Source organism: Listeria sp. MAN/IMW/UF555, from assembly GCF_058684075.1.
The window spans coordinates 1-4699 of sequence record NZ_JBZWZS010000007.1 but is presented as its reverse complement, the minus strand read 5'-3'; the positions used below and the strand labels follow the sequence as shown (position 1 = coordinate 4699).

3 protein-coding genes are annotated in these 4699 nt (G+C 67.4%); 2 read left to right on the top strand and 1 reads right to left on the bottom strand.

Translation table 11 applies throughout. The features are described from left to right. Positions 1 to 2915: Tn3 family transposase (locus tag AC4PG8_RS13790; protein WP_492170462.1), on the bottom strand; the 2915-nt coding region annotated here is incomplete at its 3' end. A gap of 150 nt (positions 2916 to 3065) precedes the next feature. On the opposite strand from AC4PG8_RS13790, the gene AC4PG8_RS13785 reads away from it, so the two are divergent. Beyond that, complete coding sequence (locus tag AC4PG8_RS13785; protein ID WP_018250483.1) at positions 3066 to 3662, top strand: recombinase family protein; 597 nt, start codon at positions 3066 to 3068, stop codon at positions 3660 to 3662. A gap of 245 nt (positions 3663 to 3907) precedes the next feature. After that, entirely contained in the window at positions 3908 to 4507 is a 600-nt protein-coding gene (locus tag AC4PG8_RS13780; protein ID WP_037447156.1) for a hypothetical protein, read from the top strand. The last annotated feature ends 192 nt before the right edge of the window (positions 4508 to 4699 follow it).

Genomic DNA, 4699 nt, shown 5'->3' with positions numbered 1-4699 from the left:
TCTTGATCGAGCTCGGCAGCAGCATCCTGCCAGAGGTAATCGCCGGTGAGGCTGATGTGTCGCCAACCAAGCGGGGCGACATGGCCGAGCAGCTCGTCGAGCGCGGGCTCGCCACTGGCGCGCAGATGCTCGACCGCACGGCCCATGTAGAGCGTGTTCCAGTACACGATCGCGGCGGTGACCAGCGTCAGCCCGGACGCCTTCAGCGCCTGGGTCTCGAATTGCGGATCGCGCAGGCGGCCCTGTTTATGGACGAACACGGCCTGGGCGAGCGTGTGACGCGCCTCGCGCTTGTTGAGCCCGGCCTGACACTGCTGGCGGAGCGCCCTGGATTCCAACCAGTCGAGCGTGAACAGCGTGCGCTCGATCCGGCCCAGCTCCTGGAGCGCGAAGTCGAGCCGGTTCTGGCGACGGTACGCGGCCAGCTTCTTCAGCATGACCGACGGTAGCACCACGCCGGCCTTCACGGACGCGGCGAGCCGGACGATCTCGTCCCAGCTTTCGCGGATGGCAGCGATGTTGAACGGGCGCCCGATCAGCTTCGCGAGCGCCTCGGGGCGGGCCGTGCCCGGGAACAGGCCGAGCCGGCGATCGGCTAGATCGCGCAGGCGGGGCACGAACCGGAAGCCGAGTAGGTGCGCGAGCGCGAACACGTGGTCGGACGCGCCGCCCGTATCGGCATAGTGGGTCGCGGGTTCGATGCCGCAGCCGTGCGCGACCAGCCCGTCCAGCACATAGGGCGCCTCCGCCGCGGTCGCCGAGATCAGCCGGACATGGTAGGGCGCGTAGGTATCGGCGACATGGGCGTAGATCTTCTGCCCCGGCTCCCGGTCGTAGCGCGCGTTGGTGCTGCCGGCCGCGCCCCGCCTGCCCGAGCGGAAGAACTGCCCGTCCGAGCTCGACGCGGTGCCGTCGCCCCACACGCGCGTGAGCGGCAGCGCGGCTTGCGCGTCCACCAGATGGCGCAGCCCTGCCGCGTAATTCTCTTCCGATACGTACCAGCCATGCGTCCAGGCGAGCTGGGCGTAGGTGACGCCCTGGCTGGCGTTGGCCATGCGCTCGATGCCGAGGTTCGTCGCGTCTGCCAGGATCGCGGCGAGCACGGCCTGCGGGTTGGAGTGGGCGCGGCCCGAGCGCAGTTCCGGAAATGCGCACAGGAACCCGGTGCGGGCTTCCACCTCGGCGAGCAGCTCGGTGATGCGCACGCGGGGCATGAGCCGGTCGACGGCCGCGTCCAGCCTGTCGGCCGCAGCGGGCGTTACGGCCGCGAGCGGGCTGACCCTGAGGTCACCGCCCCGCAGCTCCACGCCGTCAAGCGTGCCGCGCTTCAGCGAGCCTGCGAACCGGCGCAACCGCCAGTCGAGCAGCCTGGCGCGCCCCTCCAAGTAGCGGCCGACGTCGGTGTCGAACGGCAGCGTGAGCGCGATCTCGGCCGCTTTGCCGGGCGGGAGCATATAGCTGTCGAAGCGCAGGTGTTCGCGCGTACCCTCCACCCACAGGTCGCCCGATTGGAGCCGCTCGCGCACGGTCGCGACCGTGGCGGTTTCATAGCGACGGCGGTCGATGACGCCGCCCTCGGTGATCGCCGCCTTCCATTTTCTGGAAAACGGCATGGGCGCATCGGCCGGCACGGCTCGCCGCCCGGTCGCGTTCAGCGCGCGCACGACCTTGATCGCGCCGAGCACGCCGTCGCGCGAGCCTGCCGCCTTGAACCGGAACGCGTCAAAAAACGCGGGCGCGTAGCGCCGCATCGTCATGTAGCGCCCCGCCGCGCGGATCAGCGGCTCGTCACGGGTCAGGTCGGCGATCGCGGTCGCCTCGCCCTCGGCATCCAGAAGCCTCGTCCAGCCCACTCCGTCTTCGAGCGCCGCCCAGACGTCCAACCCGTCCTCGCGCGCGACCCGGAGCGCGCCGACCGTGGCGCCCAGCAGCCGCATGAGCCGGTTCACGTCGCGTGTGGTCGCCTCGATGCCGCGCTTCTGCGCGGCCCTGGCCCTGGCGAACAGGAGGCCGGTCTGCTTGCCGAACATCTCGATCGCGGCGTCCGCAAGCCGCGCTTCCAGGTCGATGACGGCTGCGGCGAGTGTCGCGCGCCTTCTGCGGAGCGAGTAGTCGGACAGGAGGAACGCGGGCGCGACATGGCCTTCGCGCACGAGCTGCTCGAAGCGGTGCTCGTGGATGCGGCCGGCAATGCCCGGGTCGAGCCCGAGCCGACGCACATGCGCGAGCCGGGCGAGAATGCCGGCGAGATTGCGCGCGGTCGGGCTGTCCGACGTGTCGCGCAGCCACGCGAGCGGCGTCGTGCCGCGATCCTGGTCCACGATCAGCAACGCATCCAGCCCCGTCACCTGCTCCGGAGCAAGCGCATCGACCAGCGTGTCGGCCGCGAGGCGGCGCGCCATGGCGCGCCCCGCCACCCCGATCCGCTCGATACGGGCGGGCGCGGGCAGAACGATCCGGGCAGCACGCAAATGGCCCAGCACTGCCGCGGCGATCGGCTTGCCCCGTTCGGTCGCTTCCGCCGCGCGGGTGGCTGCGCCGAGCGCGCCGGGGACGTCGGCCGCCTCGAACGCGCGCAGGCGCAAACGCTCCATCGCCTCCCAGGCGTGCTCGAGCCGGGTCTGGGCGCGATGCGCGTAACCTTCGGCCACCGCAGGCGTGATGCCGAGCTGCGCGGCCACATGCCGCACCAGGAAGTCGGGGACGACCTCGTCGTGGCGCATGCCGAAGCCGGGATGACGCAGCAGGGCGAGGTGCAGCGCGAAGCCGAGCCGGTTGGCGTCGCCGCGCTTCGCTTCGATCAGTGGCCGGTCCTCATCGGCAACCGTGTAATGCTTGGCGAGCGAGGCATGGTCGAGGGGCACGCCGAACAGCGCGCGGCGCTCGTCGCCCGTCAACAGATCACGTCTGGCCATCGACTCATCCCCCGACCCGGAGCGTACCGGTCCCGCGTCGCAGGGGCGAGGTGTCGCGCAACTCTCAAGTTTCGCGACAGCGGCCCTGACCGGTCACGCCACGAGGGCGGACGCTGTCGCAAATGTCTGTTGCTAATCAGCCGTGTTCCAATGCACATCTGCGACATGCTCCTCGGCTATGCGCGCGTATCTACCGACGATCAGGATCTCACGCTTCAAAAGACGGCACTGAAGGCGGCCGGATGCCGGCGGACATTCGAGGAGAAGGTGTCCGGCGCCAAGCGCGCCCGACCGGAACTCGACCGGATGCTGGAGCAGCTGCGCGACGACGACGTGGTTGTGGTCACCCGGCTCGATCGCCTAGCGCGGTCGACGCGCGACCTGCTCGACATCGCCGAGAAGCTGAACGAGGCGGGAGCGGGGCTGCGCTCGCTCGCCGAGCCCTGGGCCGACACGACCACGCCTGCGGGACGCATGGTGCTCACCGTGTTCGCCGGCATCGCGGAGTTCGAGCGCGAGCTGATCCACCAGCGTACCAGTTCCGGCCGCGCGGCAGCCATGGCGCGCGGCGTGAAGTTCGGGCGTAAGCCCAAGCTCACTCCGGACCAGATCGCGCTCGGACAGCGTCTCGTCGGCGAAGGCACATCGGTGCGCGAAGCGGCGAAGCTGCTGAAGTGTCATCATGCCACGCTCTATCGGGCGCTCAACCATCCGGCGCAGATGCCCGTACATCGCTCGACACGTTGATTGAGGAGTAGGATTTCGCCATGATCTTCGCGCTTCTACTAGCGGCAAGTTCGCCGAATTCCGCGCTGGAGGCGGAGCGGGCCTACTCGGAAGCTGTACTTGCCAGTGGCCGTCAGGCAGCGGCACGCAGTTTCGGTCCACAAAGCGACCCCTGGCCAATACAACATGCGCCCGAAACCGCGCGCTCTCCATCTGTGGCCAGCATGTTGCAAGCAGCCGAGAGTAGCCGAAGGTGGTGGCTCACAATGATGAGTGTCGAGAGCCATGCCGAGCGCAGACCCGAACTTGTCTTTCCGTCCTGTGATCCGAGCGGGTCGGCAGTTGTTATCGGCGGGCTGTACGATGGCGGAAATCGAGTTGGATCATATAAGACGCTTTGGCGGAACAGTGCTGAGGGGTGGCGCTGGGAAATCGACGACTATCGTCGGGATGGATCGAAGGCATTAGCGGCAGAAAGTTTACAAGCGATCGAACCTGAGTGCTCGGCAAAACTCACCAATGAACAGCTCCAAATCCAAGCCGTTAGCGATGCGAAAGAGATCGCGTCTGTTTTGCGACAGGAGCAGGCCGGCAAACAGGTCGACTGGTTGGCTGTTCCAAGACGAAGCGTGGCCGAAGACGTTATCTTTGTCGGCAACGATGGCCGACGCATCCGCAGGCTCCCCGCCAAGCTGCCCATTCGGCGCATAGCGGGTGCGTTATCGTCCGGAAGCAGTTACGATGAAACGCTACGGTGGAGTAGCCGCGTCCTGGACGGGTCTGCACAAGCCCATAGCTTTCAGATCACCCAGTGGCGCGGTCCCAAGAATGGATGGCAGATCGTCTACTACGAGCTCCGCGGGTGAAACATCACGAGAGGTGATCCGGTAACTTCCAACTCGTCCAACCTCACAAACCCACGAAACTTAATATACTTTGCGGCAACGCTCAGGCCTTTGTTGACCATTTGTTCCGACTGCCGCTGTCCATATGACAAACCTTGAGGTGCCCCCTTGATCGTGCGGGGCGGCCGGACCGCCAGATAGACGGTACTCCAC

Bases quoted from the DNA above. Each gene is read 5' to 3' on its own strand.
- AC4PG8_RS13785 (WP_018250483.1), top strand. From the start codon at position 3,066: ATGCACATCTGCGACATGCTCCTCGGCTATGCGCGCGTATCTACCGAC.
- AC4PG8_RS13780 (WP_037447156.1), top strand. From the start codon at position 3,908: ATGATGAGTGTCGAGAGCCATGCCGAGCGCAGACCCGAACTTGTCTTT.